The organism is Chitinophaga sp. 180180018-3 (assembly GCF_037893185.1).
GTDB lineage: Bacteria > Bacteroidota > Bacteroidia > Chitinophagales > Chitinophagaceae > Chitinophaga.
On the sequence record NZ_CP140772.1, the window covers coordinates 7,931,292 to 7,948,492 of the forward strand.

At 45.9% G+C, this 17,201-nt stretch carries 11 protein-coding genes; 5 read left to right on the top strand and 6 right to left on the bottom strand.

What is annotated here, in order from left to right; translation table 11 throughout:
• Positions 1-95 precede the first annotated feature (95 nt).
• Together UNH61_RS31460 and dxs are read right to left on the bottom strand one after the other, a co-directional pair.
• Complete coding sequence (locus UNH61_RS31460; RefSeq protein WP_326995997.1) at positions 96-1,142, bottom strand: iron-sulfur cluster-binding domain-containing protein; 1,047 nt, start codon at positions 1,140-1,142, stop codon at positions 96-98.
• Positions 1,143-1,267: 125 nt separating this feature from the next.
• Positions 1,268-3,193: a 1-deoxy-D-xylulose-5-phosphate synthase gene (gene dxs, locus UNH61_RS31465; protein ID WP_326995998.1), complete on the bottom strand. Its 1,926-nt coding sequence runs from the start codon at positions 3,191-3,193 to the stop codon at positions 1,268-1,270.
• 220 nt (positions 3,194-3,413) lie between these two features.
• Here dxs and UNH61_RS31470 point away from each other — a divergent pair, with 220 nt between their 5' ends.
• On the top strand, positions 3,414-4,442 hold the full coding sequence (locus UNH61_RS31470) for a histidine kinase (RefSeq protein WP_326995999.1): 1,029 nt from the start codon (positions 3,414-3,416) through the stop codon (positions 4,440-4,442).
• 91 nt (positions 4,443-4,533) lie between these two features.
• Complete coding sequence (locus UNH61_RS31475) at positions 4,534-5,262, top strand: response regulator (RefSeq protein WP_326996000.1); 729 nt, start codon at positions 4,534-4,536, stop codon at positions 5,260-5,262.
• Positions 5,263-5,377: 115 nt separating this feature from the next.
• On the opposite strand, the gene UNH61_RS31480 is transcribed toward UNH61_RS31475, so the two are convergent.
• On the bottom strand, positions 5,378-6,133 hold the full coding sequence (locus UNH61_RS31480) for a geranylgeranylglyceryl/heptaprenylglyceryl phosphate synthase (RefSeq protein WP_326996001.1): 756 nt from the start codon (positions 6,131-6,133) through the stop codon (positions 5,378-5,380).
• A 320-nt stretch (positions 6,134-6,453) separates the two neighbouring features.
• On the opposite strand from UNH61_RS31480, the gene UNH61_RS31485 reads away from it, so the two are divergent.
• The 3 genes from UNH61_RS31485 to UNH61_RS31495 all read left to right on the top strand — a co-directional run bounded on the left by UNH61_RS31485 (position 6,454) and on the right by UNH61_RS31495 (position 11,292).
• Positions 6,454-9,738, top strand: coding sequence for a vitamin B12-dependent ribonucleotide reductase (locus UNH61_RS31485; protein WP_326996002.1), 3,285 nt, complete (start codon positions 6,454-6,456; stop codon positions 9,736-9,738).
• A gap of 544 nt (positions 9,739-10,282) precedes the next feature.
• On the top strand, positions 10,283-10,783 hold the full coding sequence (locus UNH61_RS31490; RefSeq protein WP_326996003.1) for a hypothetical protein: 501 nt from the start codon (positions 10,283-10,285) through the stop codon (positions 10,781-10,783).
• A 20-nt stretch (positions 10,784-10,803) separates the two neighbouring features.
• Positions 10,804-11,292 carry a YcxB family protein gene (locus UNH61_RS31495; protein WP_326996004.1) on the top strand — a complete coding sequence of 163 codons (489 nt, stop codon included), beginning with the start codon at positions 10,804-10,806 and terminating at the stop codon, positions 11,290-11,292.
• Here the strand turns inward: UNH61_RS31495 and UNH61_RS31500 are convergent.
• The 3 genes from UNH61_RS31500 to UNH61_RS31510 form a co-directional block, all read right to left on the bottom strand.
• A complete protein-coding gene (locus UNH61_RS31500; protein WP_326996005.1) occupies positions 11,289-12,005 on the bottom strand; it encodes a DUF2490 domain-containing protein in 717 nt (238 codons plus the stop codon). The genes UNH61_RS31495 and UNH61_RS31500 overlap by 4 nt on opposite strands.
• A gap of 112 nt (positions 12,006-12,117) precedes the next feature.
• Entirely contained in the window at positions 12,118-13,608 is a 1,491-nt protein-coding gene (locus tag UNH61_RS31505; protein WP_326996006.1) for a SusD/RagB family nutrient-binding outer membrane lipoprotein, read from the bottom strand.
• Positions 13,609-13,620: 12 nt separating this feature from the next.
• Positions 13,621-17,112 carry a SusC/RagA family TonB-linked outer membrane protein gene (locus tag UNH61_RS31510; protein ID WP_326996007.1) on the bottom strand — a complete coding sequence of 1,164 codons (3,492 nt, stop codon included), beginning with the start codon at positions 17,110-17,112 and terminating at the stop codon, positions 13,621-13,623.
• Between the last annotated feature and the right edge of the window lie 89 nt (positions 17,113-17,201).

Genomic DNA, 17,201 nt, shown 5'->3' on the forward strand with positions numbered 1-17,201 from the left:
TACCTGAATTTGCTGAGAAATTACCTAAAAATTTAATAATCAACAAATTATAGTATAAATCGGATGATTGATAATTATTTTTATATTATTGTAGATTATAATTCCAGAATTACCACTTCGGTGGCAGGATATCCTACACAGGTAAGCACCAGGCCTTCTGCGAGCTCTTTATCAGTCAATACTTCATTTACGGACATCCATACTTTCCCGCTCACGCATTGGGCTGTACAGGAACCGCAAACGCCTCCTTTGCAACTATAGGGAAGTAATACCTCATGTTCAAGTGCGTAGCTGAGAATGGTTTGATCGCCAGGAACAGACAGCATATATTCTTCATTCCGGTAGCGGATAATCACCTGTTTCAACTGATGATCCTGCGGTAACGGGGTTTTGGCAATACGGACATCGGTATTGACCACAAAATTCTCTTTATGCAATTGGTCGTCTACGAATCCCATAAATGTAAGCGTCAGCATAATGGTGCGCATATAATCCGGTGGGCCACACAGGAAGAAACGGGCATCTGCTGCCTCAAAGCGCAGATGCGTTTTTACCAGTTGTTCAAGCAATATGTTATTCAGTCGCCGGTACGCATGATGGGCATCGGGGTCATTACTGAAAAGGAAAATGCAACTTAGCCGGGAGGGGTAAACAGTCTGCAGCTGTTGTAACTGCTGGTAGAATATTGTCCGTTCGGGAGAGCTGTTGCTGTAAATAAGTTTGATATGAGCTTCGGGATCGTACGCCAGCATATGTTTCAGTAGCGAATATATCGGGGTGATACCGCTGCCTGCTGCAAGCAGGAATATATCTTTCTGTGCCGGTGTTTTGTTTTCATAGGTAAACCGGCCAGAAGGTTCAAGGGCAGTTACAACGTCATTTACCTTCCAGTTACGGATAATATGCCTGGAAATTTCTCCGTTCGTTTTTTCCCTTACAGTAACAGACATAAAAGGATCAATGCCCGGGGTGGAACTGAAAGAGTAGGAACGCCGGAATTCCTTATTATTCAACGTAACCAGGAACGTCAGGAATTGACCTGCCTGGTAAACTACTGGTTCGGAAGATGTATTTTCCAGCCTGTAAGTATAGGTTCCAGGTGTTTCCTGTATAATTGCTGTTATCCTTAGTTGAAAATACATAGCAGAAGGAATTAAGAATATAGAATGTGGAATTAAGAATAATGAGCGAAGACCTAAGAGATGTCAATTATCCGCTTAGGTCTTCGCTCATTATTCTTAATTCCACATTCTATATTCTTAATTATTTATATAGTTACGGTGATTTTTTCCTTCATCATTTCCCTTGCTGCACGGGCAATGCCGGTGGCGTCGTAGCCACATTCGCGGAAGAGTTCCTCGGGTTTGCCGTGTTCGATGATCCGGTCGGGAATGCCCAGTTTTTTTATCTGCGCCCTGTAGTTGTGAGCGACCATGAAATCGGTCACAGCACTACCAAAACCGCCCATTACCGCAGCATCTTCTACAGTGATTATTTTATCAAAAGATTGGAAGATTTCGTGGAGCATCGCTTCATCGAGTGGTTTCACAAAACGCATGTCATAATGTGCAGGCTGCAGGCCATCGGCGAGGAGTTCCCTGCAGGCTTCCGTAACGAAGTTGCCGGGATGTCCGAAAGACAGGATGGCGACATCCTTTCCATCGCGGATCTTACGGCCGGTACCAGCTTTGATGGCTTTGAACGGAGTACGCCATTCAGGCATTACGCCCTGGCCGCGAGGATAGCGGATCACGTATGGCATATCGTTATCGGGCAGCTGTGCGCTGTACATGAGATTACGAAGCTCTTCTTCATTCATTGGCGCGCTGATGATCACATTGGGAATACTCCGCATGTAAGCGATATCGTAGGCGCCATGGTGTGTAGGGCCATCTTCTCCCACTAACCCTGCCCTGTCGAGGCAGAATATAACCGGGAGTTTCTGGATAGCCACATCGTGTACTGCCTGGTCGAATGCGCGTTGGAAGAAGGAAGAGTAGATCGTGCAAAATACACGCATACCCTGGGTAGCCATACCGGCGGAGAGGGTTACAGCGTGTTGTTCGCAGATACCCACGTCGAAAGCCCGGTTAGGCATTTTCTCCATCATGAATTTGAGGGAGGAGCCGGAGGGCATCGCCGGGGTGATACCAATGATCTTATCATTCTTTTCAGCAAGTTCGATGATGGTATGCCCGAAAACATCCTGATACTTAGGTGGCTGGGGGGTAGTAACCTGTTTTTTGAATATTTCGCCGGTAATTTTGTCGAACAGGCCCGGAGCATGCCAGGTGGTCTGGTCTTTTTCGGCCAGTGCATAGCCTTTACCTTTGGTGGTAACGATATGCAGCAGTTTAGGACCGGGGATCTCTTTCAGATCCTGCAGGGTATCGGCGAGCTTAACGATATTGTGCCCGTCGATCGGTCCGAAGTAGCGCATTTTAAGCGCTTCAAAAAGATTGCTCGACTTGGAAACAACACCTTTAAGGCTGGCTTCCAGTTTGGAGGCCATGTCCCTGGTAAACTTCTTGCCAACTGGTAATTTACCTAACAGGTTCCACACGTCATCCCTTACCTTGTTGTAAGTAGGAGATGTAGTGATGTCGGTAAGATATTCTTTCAGCGCGCCCACATTAGGATCGATGGACATGCAGTTATCGTTCAGGATAATAAGCACATTGGCATTGGCCACACCTGCGTGATTCAGGGCTTCGAAGGCCATACCGGCTGTCATGGCGCCATCACCTATCACGGCAATATGCTGCCTGTCGAATTCTCCTTTATAGTGAGAAGCCATTGCCATACCCAGTGCGGCGGATATAGATGTTGAGGAGTGCCCTACACCGAAGGTATCGTAGCGGCTTTCATCTCTTTTAGGAAATCCGCTAAGTCCTTTATACTTTCTGTTGGTTGGGAATGCTTCCCGGCGACCGGTAAGAATCTTATGGCCATAGGCCTGATGACCCACGTCCCAAACCAGCTGGTCGTAAGGAGTATTAAAAACGTAATGCAATGCCACTGTCAGTTCCACAACGCCCAAACTGGCGGCAAAATGGCCCCCATGCACACTTACAACATCAATGATATACTGACGAAGCTCCTCACATACCTGGTGAAGCTGGTCTTTACTCAGCTTTCGCAAATCAGCGGGATATTCGATCTGACTTAACAGTTGACCTGCCTTGATATTCATATAAGACTCAGGGTTTAGGTGAAGTAACAAAAGTACGTAATTAAGCTGTAAATAGCCTGCACCGAATATACGAAAAAGAACAGTTTGGGCATATCTCGCCATTCAGATGGAGGCATCTGCCATTTACCGGTTTTGATTCACCATTTATAACAATTAGGTTTCCCCGGGGGCTACTGTAGGGTATTTTTGGAATATAGGTGAAGTTTACTAATTTGATTTAATGTTTAAGCAGATAAACAAATATTGGTGGTGCCAGATCCTGGGGTGGTTGACGTATTTTCTGGTTAATGTTTTTTTCGCCTTTATAGTTAACAGGAAAACATTTCCAGATGTGGCCTATACCCTGAATGTAGTGATTTTCATCTTTTTTGGGTTACTATCCACCCATTTGTTCCGTAATTTGATCCACCGGTTAGCCTGGGTCAATTATGGGTTTGAAAACCAGATCCTACTTTTTATCGGGCTGATGACGGGGTCAGGCCTGGTTTCTTATATAGGGTATTATTTTGTAGGGATATATTTGCTACGGCTGTCCGATACACCGGTACAGGTGGGAATTGTTGGATCTTTCGTTATTACCACTATCTGGTGGTGCCTTTATTTTATCTGGCATTACATAGAGCGAAACAGGCGCTCGCAGGTAGATCAGCTAAAATTACAGACAACAGTGAAAGAACTGGAACTGAAAACGATCAAGGCGCAACTGAATCCGCATTTCATTTTTAATGCGCTGAACAGCATCCGGGCGCTGGTGGATGAGAATCCGCAGCGGGCCAGAACTGCTATCACGGAGTTGTCTAATATCCTGAGAAGCTCTATGCAGACGGAGAAAGCGGAAACGGTTAGCCTGGAAAACGAATTGAATATAGTAAAGGATTACCTTGCATTGGAACATATCCGTTTTGAGGAGCGTCTGAATGTGAAGTATGAGATAGACCCGGATACGTTGTCGCTGCAGGTACCTCCGATGATGCTACAAACACTGGTAGAGAACGCTATTAAGCACGGCATCTCTCGTATAGTCAGGGGAGGATCGGTGTATATTAATTCGTCGCTCAGAGGGATGCAGCACGTTATTACTATTGAAAATACCGGCCAGTTGGTGGAGAATAGTAAAAATGGCCATGGATTCGGGCTTCAGAGTACCCGGCAGCGACTGAGTTTGTTATTTGGCAGTCGTGCTACTTTCGACATCAGGAATAAAGATGAGCAAACAGTTGAAGCTACAGTAGTGATGCCTTTGCTCTGAATCACTTGTTATAAATCGGCCATGACCGGCATTGAGCCGGGATTGGTTATTTTTTAATTTATTAAATCATCAACCAAACTTCATATTGCCAATGAAAAAAGCATTGATAATAGATGATGAACGCCTGGCCAGAAGTGAGTTAAAAAAATTACTGGCAGATCACCCGGAAATAGTGGTGGTGGGAGAAGCTGTGAATGCGAAGGATGGTATAGAAAAGATAGAAACATTGCATCCCGACCTGCTTTTCCTGGATATTCAGATGCCAGATAAAACAGGATTTGATCTGCTGGCAGAACTGGAAAAATCGCCACAGGTCATTTTCACCACCGCATATGACGAATATGCATTAAAGGCATTTGAATACAATGCGCTGGATTACCTGTTAAAGCCCGTGGAGCCTAAAAGACTGGCTGATGCTATTCATAAGCTGCATCAGCAGGATGAAAAGGACCGACTGGCAGCTACCGGCGGGATCCGATCGATGTTGTCTGAGAACGACCAGGTATTTGTAAAAGATGGTGACCGCTGCTGGTTTGTGAAATTGCAGGAGATCCGCCTGTTTGAAAGTGTGGGGAACTATGCGCGGGTGTACTTTGAAACAAATAAACCATTGATTCTGAAGTCGTTAAATGCGTTGGAAGAGCGTCTGGACGAGCGTACTTTTTTCCGGGCGAACCGCAAGCACATCGTGAACCTGCGAATGATCGAAAAGATTGACACCTACTTTAACGGCGGGTTGTTACTGGAGATGCGTGGTGGGGAAAAGATTGAGGTAAGCCGCAGACAGGCGGTAAAGTTTAAAGAAATGATGAGCCTGTAAAGAGGTTATTATTAACGATTGAAGCGAAGTACCATGGAGAACAGACGATAGTCTGTTTATCATGATGCTTCGCTTCAATCTTTTTTTGGGTATCTTTTACTTTTTGCTTGCTTGTTTATGCCTTTACAGGAACGGAATGTACCGCATCTGCCAGTTCTTTGATCAGGGAGAGATCTTTCTCAATTGCGTTACCTACCACCAGTATATCCGCACCTGCTCTGCAGTTGAGATATGCTTTTTCAGGGGTTTTTATACCGCCACCAACTATGATAGGGGCCTGCACCTGGCTGGCTACCCTGCTGATCATGCTTTCGGTGATGGGTACTCTGGCGCCACTTCCGGCGTCCATATAAATCACTTTCATACCAAGCATCTCTCCTGCTATGGCAGTACACATGGCAATATCGGCCTTATCGGCCGGGATAGGAGTAGTGTTACTGATATAAGAAACAGTAGTAGGAGCTCCGCCATCAATGACCATATAACCGGTAGAAATCACTTCCAGACCACTTTTTTTGACAGCAGCAGCAGATACAACGTGCTGGCCTATGAGCAATTCGGGATTTCTACCTGAGATAACAGACAAGTAAAGCAGGGCATCCGCATATCTGGATACCTGAGAAGGGCTTCCGGGAAATAAAACAACGGGAATGTTGCAACTGGCTTTCAACTGTTGTACGCATTCATCCAGATGATCGGAGATCACCAAACTACCTCCCAGGAAGATATAATCTACCCTGGCAGCAGTACATTTGTCAGCCAGCTCTATGATACCGGCAGGAGTTACCTTATCCGGATCAATTAAAACCGCGAATGCCTTTTCCTTTTTAGCCTTTCTTTCGATGAACGAAGTGTATATGTTATTGTACATCAATAGCGCATTGTTCCGGTTGTCGCAAAAGTATAATATTTTTATTAATAACACACATTGCTAAATAAATAAGCATTCAATTCATTTTGTATGAATGAGCTTCATGCGACCAATCACACCGGTGTGCCATTATAACAAGTGCCTTTTTATGACAAATTTTAAGCCGGATTTCTTCAGGGATAACAATCTTGCTGGCAAACTGTTTGAGCAATTATCCACATCTGTGCAAAATAAAAGGCCTTATCCAGGTGTTTAAGAATTAATTTTAATGAACTCCGCATTACTAACTCATTTGTATCACCTAAGAAAAATTTAAGGGCATGAAAATTCAAGTCAACAGTGCTAATGGGCTCGCATTCTCCCGGCATTTCACAAAGGAAGGAGTGAGTCCTTACGATCAGTTTTCCTATGAGCTGCGTTCTTCGGTTATCCGTAATCCCGGAGGCGATGTAGTGTTTGAGATGAATAATGTGGAAGTGCCATCGGGGTGGTCGCAGATAGCAACTGATATTTTAGCGCAGAAATATTTCCGGAAGGCAGGGGTACCGCAGCCCGACGGATCAACAGGAAGGGAAACATCCGTAAAGCAGGTGGTGCATCGTATGGCGGATTGTTGGCGGGCCTGGGGCGAAAAATACGGCTACTTTGCTTCAAAGGAGGACGCCGGTATTTTTTATGAAGAGCTTTGTTACGGGATGTTGAGCCAGTCGTGTGCTCCGAATTCGCCACAGTGGTTTAATACTGGTTTGTTTGAGAGCTATGGTATTAAAGGTGGGCCGCAGGGGCATTATTATGTAGAGCAGCATACGGGGAAACTTGAAAAATCCACTTCAGCCTATGAACGGCCACAGCCGCATGCATGCTTTATACTTAGCGTGGAGGACGACCTGGTGAATGAAGGGGGAATTATGGATCTGTGGATGAGGGAAGCCAGGATTTTCAAGTATGGCTCCGGGGTAGGTACTAATTTTTCGAATATCCGGGGCGAAAGTGAAAAACTGAGTGGGGGTGGTACTTCCAGTGGTCTGATGAGTTTTCTGAAGATTGGAGACCGGGCGGCCGGAGCCATCAAATCGGGTGGAACTACCCGTCGTGCGGCCAAGATGGTGTGCCTGGACCTTGACCATCCTGAGATTATGGACTTCGTGAACTGGAAAGTAGAGGAAGAAAAGAAAGTGGCGGCACTGATTGCCGCGGGGTATTCATCGGATTACGAAGGGGAAGCATACAGAACTGTATCCGGACAAAACTCCAATAATTCGGTGCGGGTACCCAATTCCTTCTTTCATGCGCTGGCTTCGGATGGTGAGTGGGAGCTGAAAGCCCGGACCAATGGCAAAACCGTGAAAACGCTCAGGGCAAAGGAGTTGTGGGATCAGATCACCTATGCGGCCTGGCGTTGTGCCGACCCCGGTACGCAGTACGATACCACGATTAATGAATGGCATACCTGCCCCGCAGGAGGACGTATCAACGCCTCCAATCCCTGCTCGGAGTATATGTTCCTGGATAATACAGCCTGCAACCTGGCTTCTGTGAACCTGCGGTGTTTTTTTGATGATGAGCAGAACACTTTCGATGTAGCTGGCTTTGAGTACACGGTAAGACTTTGGACGGTAGTGTTGGAGATTTCCGTACTGATGGCGCAGTTCCCTTCCCGGGAAGTGGCGCAACTGAGCTATGATTACCGGACCATAGGTTTGGGATACGCAAACCTGGGATCAATGCTGATGGTGGCGGGTATCCCGTACGATAGCGAGGAAGCGCGGGGCATTGCAGGAGCGGTTTCTGCTATCATGACCGGGATTGCTTACCGGACGTCCGCTGAGATGGCAGCTCACCAGGGGCCTTTCCCCGAATATGCAGCCAACCGGGAGGCGATGCTTCGGGTGATGAGGAATCACCGGGCCGCCGCGTATGATGCAGTGGATGCCTACGATGGACTGGAAATAAAGCCAAAGGGAATTGATGCCCGGTACTGTGCGGACTACCTGTTGAAAGCTGCAACGAGGGCCTGGGACGAAGCTGTACAACTTGGGGAGCAGTATGGTTACCGGAATGCGCAGGCAACAGTAATAGCGCCAACAGGCACTATTGGTTTGGTGATGGATTGTGATACCACTGGCGTGGAACCCGATTTTGCACTGGTAAAATTCAAGAAGTTATCCGGAGGAGGGTATTTTAAGATAATCAATCAGTCTATTCCGGTCGCCTTACAAAACCTGGGCTACACTCCGCATGAAATAAAGGCAATTGTGGATTATGCCAGGGGAAGTGGCAGCTTTGCCGGAGCGCCCTATATCAACCATCAGTCGTTAAGTGAAAAAGGGTTTATTGGGGAAGAGTTGAAGAAGCTGGATGTAGCGGTAGCTTCCTCTTTTGATATTTCCTTTGTATTTAATGTATATACTTTGGGAGAAGAATGTATGCAACGACTTGGATTCAGGGCAGAGGAGTATTATAGCCTGGAATTCAGTTTGTTACATGCCCTTGGCTTTACAGATGAACAGATAGAGGCCGCCAATGATCATGTTTGCGGAACGATGACCGTGGAGGGAGCGCCTTACCTGAAGGAAGCACATCTGAGGGTATTCGATTGTGCCAATAAATGCGGCAAAAAGGGAGAGCGTTATATTCATCCACACGGGCATATCCGTATGATGGCTGCAGTTCAGCCGTTTATCTCCGGGGCTATTTCCAAGACTATCAATTTGCCGAATGAAGCAGCAGTAGCTGAAATTGCAGATGCTTATTTATTAAGCTGGCAGTTGGGGCTGAAGGCCTGTGCTTTATACCGGGATGGAAGTAAGTTGAGTCAGCCATTGAGCAATAAAAGTGAGAAAAAGAAAAAGGAAGAGCTCGTTAATGAGAAGGCTGCAGTGCAGGATCTGAACCGGTTAACAGAGGAAGAGTTACTGGAAGAAGTGAACAAACGGATGCTTGCCAGCCGGGATACGACGCTCAAGCGGCGCTTGTCAAGGATAGTTGAAAGGCAGTCCTTACCTTCTAAACGCGGCGGTTTTACGCAAAAGGCAAATGTGGGAGGTCAGGTTATTTTTGTAAGGACTGGTGAGTATATCGATGGAACATTGGGAGAGATCTTCATAGACCTGGCTAAAGAGGGTTCTACTTTGCGCAGTCTTATGAACTGCTTTGCCATTGCTGTTTCCGTTGGCTTACAGTACGGTGTTCCATTGGAAGAGTTCGTTGATAAATTTGTATTTACCCGTTTTGAGCCGGCGGGGATGGTTGACCATCCTAATATAAAATCGGCGACGTCTCTGATTGACTATATTTTCCGGGTGTTGGGATATGAGTATCTGGGGCGTATGGACCTGGTACATGTGCTGGATGCCCCTGGTAATACCGGTGAGGAAGATGAAAATATGCCGGCTTCAAGAGAGCGTCAACAACCGGGAGAAATTACGCCCAGGGTTCATAGAAAGCAGACTGCTGGCGTGTTTCAGCAGGAGAATAGCACACAGGATTATATGAAAAGTATGCAAAGTGATGCTCCTGCGTGTAGTACCTGCGGTCATATTACGGTTAGGTCCGGAACTTGCTATAAATGCCTGAATTGCGGTACCAGCATGGGTTGTAGCTGATGGATGTTGTAACTTCTTGTTAATGATATGTTATTGTGCCTCTAAAATTTCAAAGAAAAATAACATGCCTTTATCTTTGTATTCAAATAGGGTTTTCATAGGATAGTAACAAATTGAGGGCGCTTTTCTAGGCGCCCTTACTATTTATACAAAACTGGTTTTTCCCCACTTTCTGATTAGCATTTTTCTTCTCTCTTTTTGTACACGAATTTTTTCCATTTGATATTTTTCTGAAAAAGAGCTTTTTATTGCATCTTTTTAAATTTTAAATCAAAATATTTTAAAATTTCTAATATTTATATCTTCGTGAAGCACACGATATAATTTTATTATATTTGTTATTGTATTAATTTTTATTATGGTTACTGTCCTATGAAAAACCAAATATTCCTACACCGCATGATTCATCATGCACTGTAAATGACTCTCGAAAGCAATGGTTCGTCCATTGCTTTTGTTTTTTCAGGGGGTAGGGCCATTATTTTGAATCTGCTAGGAATCTCAAAATATAATTGTATTTTTAGACTCGAAAATTTTACGCATTATGAAGAAGCTGTTGTTAATGCTGTTGGTTGTTTTTGCCGCAGCCACATCAGCAAATGCCAGCACTGGTTTCAAGAATGGGGATAAAAACGGGGATAAAAACGGAGACAACAACGATAACCGTAATAATTCCAAGAACACTGCCAATGCTAAACCTGTAAGGGTGGAAGAGTCGGTGTTAATGTTCCCAAGGGTGGAAACGACGGAGAAGGTAGATGAAGCGGAGTTGGAAAAAGCTATTGTGGATCTGTACAAGTGGTATTTACAAAACGAAAACAAATTAAGTACAAACGACTTTCTCAAAGGAAGTGGGAAGGAGTTGTCTTTTCCGTTCAAGGTAGATCCTAAGACCTTGCAACAATATTTTCTGTTCATCAAGAAAAACTTTCCTGGCTTTAGTGAAGACGATCTGTCTAATGTAAAACGGAGCCGGAAGAAAGAAGCACCTGTAACCGTGCGTGATGAAATGGATAATCCTATGTCGATTTCAGTTAACAGATAAAATTGTTTTGCCTGGCGATAATGCATTTAGAGTTTAGTTACAATAAGGGAGAGGTATTGCATGCATTGCGCTATCATTTTATGCAGAGGGGTGAGATCAAGGTCTTCCGCAATACCCTTATCATTCTGCTTCTTGCAACATTAACAGGTTATTTTTTCAGTGTTGTTACTGTGGGTGCGCTGACTGGTATCGTAATCATGGTATTGGTGCTGGGTTGGGTATTTTGGTACTTGCTGCCGGTATCCATCTACAATAAAGCGGCTACTTTTAAGGATAAAATATCCCTTCAATATTCTGATGAGGGGCTTCAGATATCTACCAGGGCCAGTGATCATCAGCGTTTGATCAGCTGGAGTAATTTTTCGAGAGTGGTAGAAACCAGCAAATTCTTCTTTCTATACAGGGATAAAAAAACATTCTTCCTCATCCCAATCAGCGCATTTAAGACAGAGCAGGCGTACAGCGATTTTGCTGCCATGCTGAAGGCCAAGTTCGGCGACTACCGTTAGAGGCTAAAGTTGTGGAAAACACTGATGTGCAGGATATGGTTCATCGTTCTGGCACCGGTGGTTACCTGCAGCAATTGATTCATGTAGCCGATATCGGCTTTCAGATTGGGGTTGAACTGGTAGCCGAATGCCAGCAGGAAGCGATTTTGATCAAACAGCAAATTACTGATATCATTTCCCCACAGGTTGAGGAAAATCTCATCCTGAAGGGCAATATAAAATGGCGTGCGTTGTTGCTGGTGCAGTACCGGGAATTGAGTGCGGTTGAAATAGCGTAACCGGTTACCATAGCGCCAGTCGCCGATGGCATGGGTAGCGCCGGCATCCGCTGGTTGGGCTACCCAGCGTTGTTCGAGCCTGACGCGGTGGGTCATATCTATTTTTGAGGCCTTATAAATATATTGTTCGAAGATACGTTGTTCGGGTAGCCAGGTGCCGCTGATGTTATTGTATGCAGGTATGAAGGCGTAGCCCATCAAAACGTGGTGCTTTTTGTTAATGGAGTATTGTAGTCCACCTCTCATCAGCAGCTGACCTTTGTTGCTGATTCCGTCCCTGATCCGGGCCTGTATATCAAAAGGAATTGCCCATTTATCATTCAGTTTTGCTGTGCCGAAATAGGTGTACCAGCCTTGCCAGGCATGTGTAATATTCTGTGCGGACAATATCCGGACAATAGCCATCAGGGCCATTGTGAGCATTAGTTTCCTCATAATAGCAGAATATAGGTAAGGCATCAAAGGTAACTAAAGCGGCTTAAAAAAAGAAAGCGCCTGCAGACGCAGGCGCCGATAGATTGTTGTTTAGCTATAGTTGATTGTTGTATCAAAATTTGTTATACCACAATTTGGTTCCTTTCAGGTCTCCTCCTATCGCTGAAGCAGCTGCATCATAAGCGGCTTTGTTCTGCGTTTGCTCTGTTACGAGATAGGTAAGACGATAGGGAACCATTTGCACGCTGGCATCCAATGAGCCGGATACAGGTGCAATGAACAGTGGTTGGCCGCCGGGTTTGCTGAAGTGCAGCCTTGTTCTTTCGAACCAGGCCTGGAAGCCTTGTGGGTAGAGTGCCAGCCATTTCTGGGTGCCAATCACATTTCTCCAGTCGGTTGCCACATATGGTACCCCTTTAATATAGTTCTGGATCATTGCATCGGTGATGCTGGTACTGTTTGCCAGCTGGCGCCAGTAGTTGATGGAAGCAGCAATACCGTTGGTATAGTGAGTAGCTGCATCTGCGCCGACGTTCATGCCGCGGGCAGCAGCTTCAGCGAGAATAAACTCTACCTCGGCATATCCCATCAGGATACCGGGCATCGTGGATTTGTAGATCTGGGTACCGGGCTTGGAATAGTTTCCTTCCGGCAGCCTCTTTGAATCGGATGCAGCCCAGCCATAAGGCATACCTTTAATGGTATCGCCGATGGCAGCCTGGCGGGCGTATATGGCAAGCCGTGGATCGTTCACACTTTTCATGTAGTTAACCAGTGTTTCGGTTACTGAAAAGTCGATAAGTGGCCGTTCGGATTCGTTATACGGGAACTTATTCGGAGCAGCATCCAGGTATTGGAACTGTGCGTTATCAGTGTTGCTGGTGAAAGCATCTTTATAGTGTGCTTCTATGATCTGCTGTGCTTTTTGCGGATTCGCATCCACCATGCGGATCGCCAGTCGAAGCATCAGTGAATTCGCGAGCTTTTTCCATTTTGTTACATCCCCGCTATAGATGATATCTCCTGATGTAAAGCTGGGTTGACCGGGATCCAGTGCATTTATCTGGGCTTGCAGCGTATCCAGCAGCGAGTTGTAAATGGTTTTGGCATCATCATACTTAGGAATAATATTGGTACTTCCTTTCAGCGCTTCCGAATAGGGAACGTTACCATAAGTATCGGCGAGGATCTGGTAGATCCAGGCACTTGTGATTCTGGCGATAGCGTTCTGATTGCCGGAGCCGGGAGGATTTCCCTTTTCATTATTCTGCCTGATGATATCGGCGAGATTGTTAAGGGAAATACGGTAGAGATTATTCCAGAGCGTAGCATTATTTCCCTCATCCAGCGCAAACTGGCTGTCGTTGGTCCTTGAATTGCCGGTCCAGAACTGTGCATAGTTCATCGCGATGAATCCATTCTGCAATCCGCTGTAGAGCACATCCATGGCGTTTTTCTGAGCACCGGTGAGCAGGTTGGCCGGATCCGCTGTGGTGGGTTTGGTAGGGTCGCGGTTCATATCATCCAGCTTCTTACAACCTGTGAAAGCCATGACAGTACTTAAACAAAGGACGCTGCTATATTTTAAAATCTTCTTAGTCATCTTCACAAAAATTTAGAATGATACATTCAGGTTTACTCCAAAGGATCTCAGCGAAGGCAGCGCGCCGCCTTCTATACCCTGTACATTGGATGCAGAGTTGAGAATATTGGATGGATCCACATTAGGAGCATTGGATTTTATCAACCACAGGTTACGGCCGTATAAAGAGATACGGGCGGCCTGTGCGCCGATTTTCCTGTACCATGAATCGGGCAGGTTGTAGCCAAATTTTGCTTCCCTGAGGTAGATATAACTTGCATCATACAAATTTGCTTTGCTGATAACATTTCCGCCGTTATAGTTAAAGTGGTCCTGTGCGGAAATGTTGACAGTATTGGGATGCCCGTCGGCAGTTACACCCGGCACTACAATACCATTTTCGCGGATACCGTTTTCTACGGTACTTTCAAGCAATCCGGATTTGTTACCATACAGGTTAGTGTAGGAGAAGAAATTACCGCCATGCTGGAAATCGATTAATGCAGAAAGGTAGAAGCCTTTGTATGTGAACGTATTGGTAACACCCCCGACATAGTCCGGATAGGCGTTACCGATAGGTTTAACTGCACTGGGAACGTAGCGCCCCTGAGCATCGACCACTTTTTGTCCGTTGAGGTATGTATAATCCGTACCGCGGATAGTTCCAAGCGGTTCACCTACCTGTCCTACTACTGATACTTTCTGAGTGCGGCGATCGGTACCTATCAGCTGGTAATCGAGCCAGGTTTTGTATTGCTGGATATACAGGTTAAGTACTTTGTTCCGGTTTCTGGCCAGATTGGCGTTGATATCCCAACGGAAGCCGTTTCTGAGGCGGATGGGATTCAGGTTCAATCCTATTTCCACCCCTTTGTTTTCCACACTTCCCCCATTCACAAATGCAGCTGCAAAGCCGGTAGCAGAAGGCAGAGAGATTGGGATGAGCTGATCTTTGGTAATACGCCGGTAGTAGGTAAAGTCGACGCCTATATGATTATCAAGGAATTTCAGTTCAACGCCGGATTCAAATTCCGTAGTTCTTTCCGGTTTCAGGTCTTGTGTATACAAAATAGAAGAGAACTGGGAAATAGGGCTGCTGCCAAATGGTGGAATAAAATCGTAGGTATTGTAGATGCGATAAGGATCGGCATCATTACCAACAGCTGCCACACTTCCTCTTAACTTACCATAGCTGAGCCATTTCCACTCTTTCAGCAGATCTGAAAAAACAAAAGAAAGGGAAGCTGAAGGATAAAAATACTGGTTATTCCCTTTGGCAAGAGTGGATGACCAGTCGCTGCGGCCGGTCAGATCGAGGAACAGCATGTTTTTATACCCGAGATTGGCAGTAGCAAAGGCGGAGTTGATCTGTTTTTCGAAGAACTGATCGAAAGCCTGTGCTGGTTGAACGGAGTTCAGGAGATTGTATACGCCCTTAGTGGTAAGGCCTCCGGTGGTGGCTCCACCGGTTACTGTCCACTGCCGATGCATAACGTTGCCGCCTATAGTAGCATTCAATTGGAATTCTTTACCAAAATCCTTTTTAATATCGGCTGTTAATTGATAGTTCATTTCGCGGTTAGTTCTTACCCGTTTGATGTACTGACCAATTGCATAATCTTTTGCGGTTCTTTCTTCTTCCAAAGTATTGTAATCATCCATAAATACACGGCCGGAGAAAGACAGCCATTTGGTAGCATCTACATCCAGGCCGGCATAGCCGTATACCCTGTTGCGACTGTCTGTTTCATAGTCCATATAGCGATTCCAGTATGGGCCATTGCTGGAGGAAACACGGGGGTCGTTCCAGGCGGTGCGGTTCCAGGTGATCTGGGAGCCATCGTCGTATTTATATCTTTTTTCTTTTTCTATGTCGAGCTGGCGCTGGCCATACATCGTGAACTGGAGGGTAGGATTAGGCCCGGTAAAGCCTGTGCCAGGGCGACCTTTCACCTTCAGTGCAGTGTAGTTTAAAGAAGCTACTGCCCTTACACCTTTGGTGAGGTTGTAGCTACCATTGAAGGAAAGATTATTCCTGTTGTTGGTGGCATTAGGCAGCACAAAGGTTTGATTCATATTGCCATAAGAGAGGCGGAAGCTTCCTTTGTCGTTACTGCCGGCCATAGCGATATTGTTGGTAAGTGTAAAGCCGGTGCGGTAGAAATCCTTTACATTATTCGGATGTGGCAGCCATTTATCTGTTTGTCCGAAGTATGGATTGTTTTTGTCTTTATCCCAGGACCAGTAAGGGCGTACGATCTGGCCGTTAAGTTTTGGTCCCCAGGATTCATCTACTTTATATTGCGGCATCAGGTCGTACCGGCCTCTCCCATCGTGATCATCGTAAGTAGCGCTTTGTTCGTTCAGGAAGCCACCCGGGTTTTGGTTATAGTAGAGGGTATCGAACTTACCACCGCTGCCACCACCGTACATATTCTGGTACTTGGGTAATACGGCCACTTTGTCGACTTGTGCGTTGAGGCTATATGTAACACCAATACCTTTTTCCACATCAGGTCTTTTCTTGGTGGTAATCAGCAGCACACCATTTGCGCCCCTGCTTCCGTAGAGAGCAGTAGCGGCGGCACCTTTCAGCACGGAGATATTTTCGATATCCTCCGGGTTGATATCCTGGAGCGGGCTACCGTAATCGTAACCACCGCCACCATTCTGCTGGCCGGGATCGTTGGTTACATTATTCATCATGGGAACCCCATCGAGTACGAAGAAGGCATTATTATCACCGAGGATTGATTTTACGCCGCGGATAGTGATCTTGGTGGCACCACCCATGGAACCGGTATTGGTATTCACCTGAACGCCAGGTACTTTACCGGTGAGTGCATTCACGAAGTTTACTTCCTTGGCTTCCTGCACAGCGTTTCCGCTTACTTCCTGAATGGCGTAACCAATAGAGCGGGGATTCTTTTTGATACCGAGTGCAGTTACCACTACTTCACCGAGTACTTTTTTAGTAGCACTAGATGGCACAAGGGTGAAATTTACCGGTCCTCTTTTTTCGACAACGACATTCTGTTCGGCGAAAGAAGGAACGTTTATCAACAGTGTATCGCCAGCGGAAGCTTTGATAGAGTAGTTTCCGTCGGGTGTACTTGTTATATTTGTTTTAGCCCTTTTGTTGCGAATAACAGCGCCTGGTATTGGGCTGCCTTTGTCATCTTTCACCACCCCGGTTACAGGAAATTCACCAGCTTCCTTCTGCAGGGCGGATTTATCCGGAGGAAGGATAAGCGTGGTGTCTTCTTTCGGGCGGACTTTACCGGTATCCTGTTTAGGCCGGGTAGTATCCTGTTTGGGTTGGGTAGTATCCTGAGCGGGTTTCGCGGAGTCAGGCTTGGGTTTATTGGAAGTATCAGCAGCGGAGGGTTTGATCACTACGGGTACAGTGGTATCGGTCGCTTGTTGGGCGGAAGGATACCTGTCGGGATGAGCATATGCACTGCCAGGTGATAAGCAGAAAAAGGCATAGCACAGCCCCGACCAGGCTAGTACATGGCTTCTCATAGTATTATAAAAGATTTGGTTACTTGTTTTTTCGACAGGATTCCTAAACTGCCTATTGTTGTATTGTACGTTCATCAATATAACAATAC

Bases quoted from the DNA above. Each gene is read 5' to 3' on its own strand.
- UNH61_RS31480 (WP_326996001.1), bottom strand. From the start codon at position 6,133: ATGTACAATAACATATACACTTCGTTCATCGAAAGAAAGGCTAAAAAG.
- UNH61_RS31505 (WP_326996006.1), bottom strand. From the start codon at position 13,608: ATGACTAAGAAGATTTTAAAATATAGCAGCGTCCTTTGTTTAAGTACT.
- UNH61_RS31460 (WP_326995997.1), bottom strand. From the start codon at position 1,142: ATGTATTTTCAACTAAGGATAACAGCAATTATACAGGAAACACCTGGA.
- UNH61_RS31495 (WP_326996004.1), top strand. From the start codon at position 10,804: ATGCATTTAGAGTTTAGTTACAATAAGGGAGAGGTATTGCATGCATTG.
- UNH61_RS31510 (WP_326996007.1), bottom strand. From the start codon at position 17,112: ATGAGAAGCCATGTACTAGCCTGGTCGGGGCTGTGCTATGCCTTTTTC.
- UNH61_RS31475 (WP_326996000.1), top strand. From the start codon at position 4,534: ATGAAAAAAGCATTGATAATAGATGATGAACGCCTGGCCAGAAGTGAG.
- UNH61_RS31470 (WP_326995999.1), top strand. From the start codon at position 3,414: ATGTTTAAGCAGATAAACAAATATTGGTGGTGCCAGATCCTGGGGTGG.
- UNH61_RS31485 (WP_326996002.1), top strand. From the start codon at position 6,454: ATGAAAATTCAAGTCAACAGTGCTAATGGGCTCGCATTCTCCCGGCAT.
- UNH61_RS31500 (WP_326996005.1), bottom strand. From the start codon at position 12,005: ATGAGGAAACTAATGCTCACAATGGCCCTGATGGCTATTGTCCGGATA.
- UNH61_RS31490 (WP_326996003.1), top strand. From the start codon at position 10,283: ATGAAGAAGCTGTTGTTAATGCTGTTGGTTGTTTTTGCCGCAGCCACA.
- dxs (WP_326995998.1), bottom strand. From the start codon at position 3,193: ATGAATATCAAGGCAGGTCAACTGTTAAGTCAGATCGAATATCCCGCT.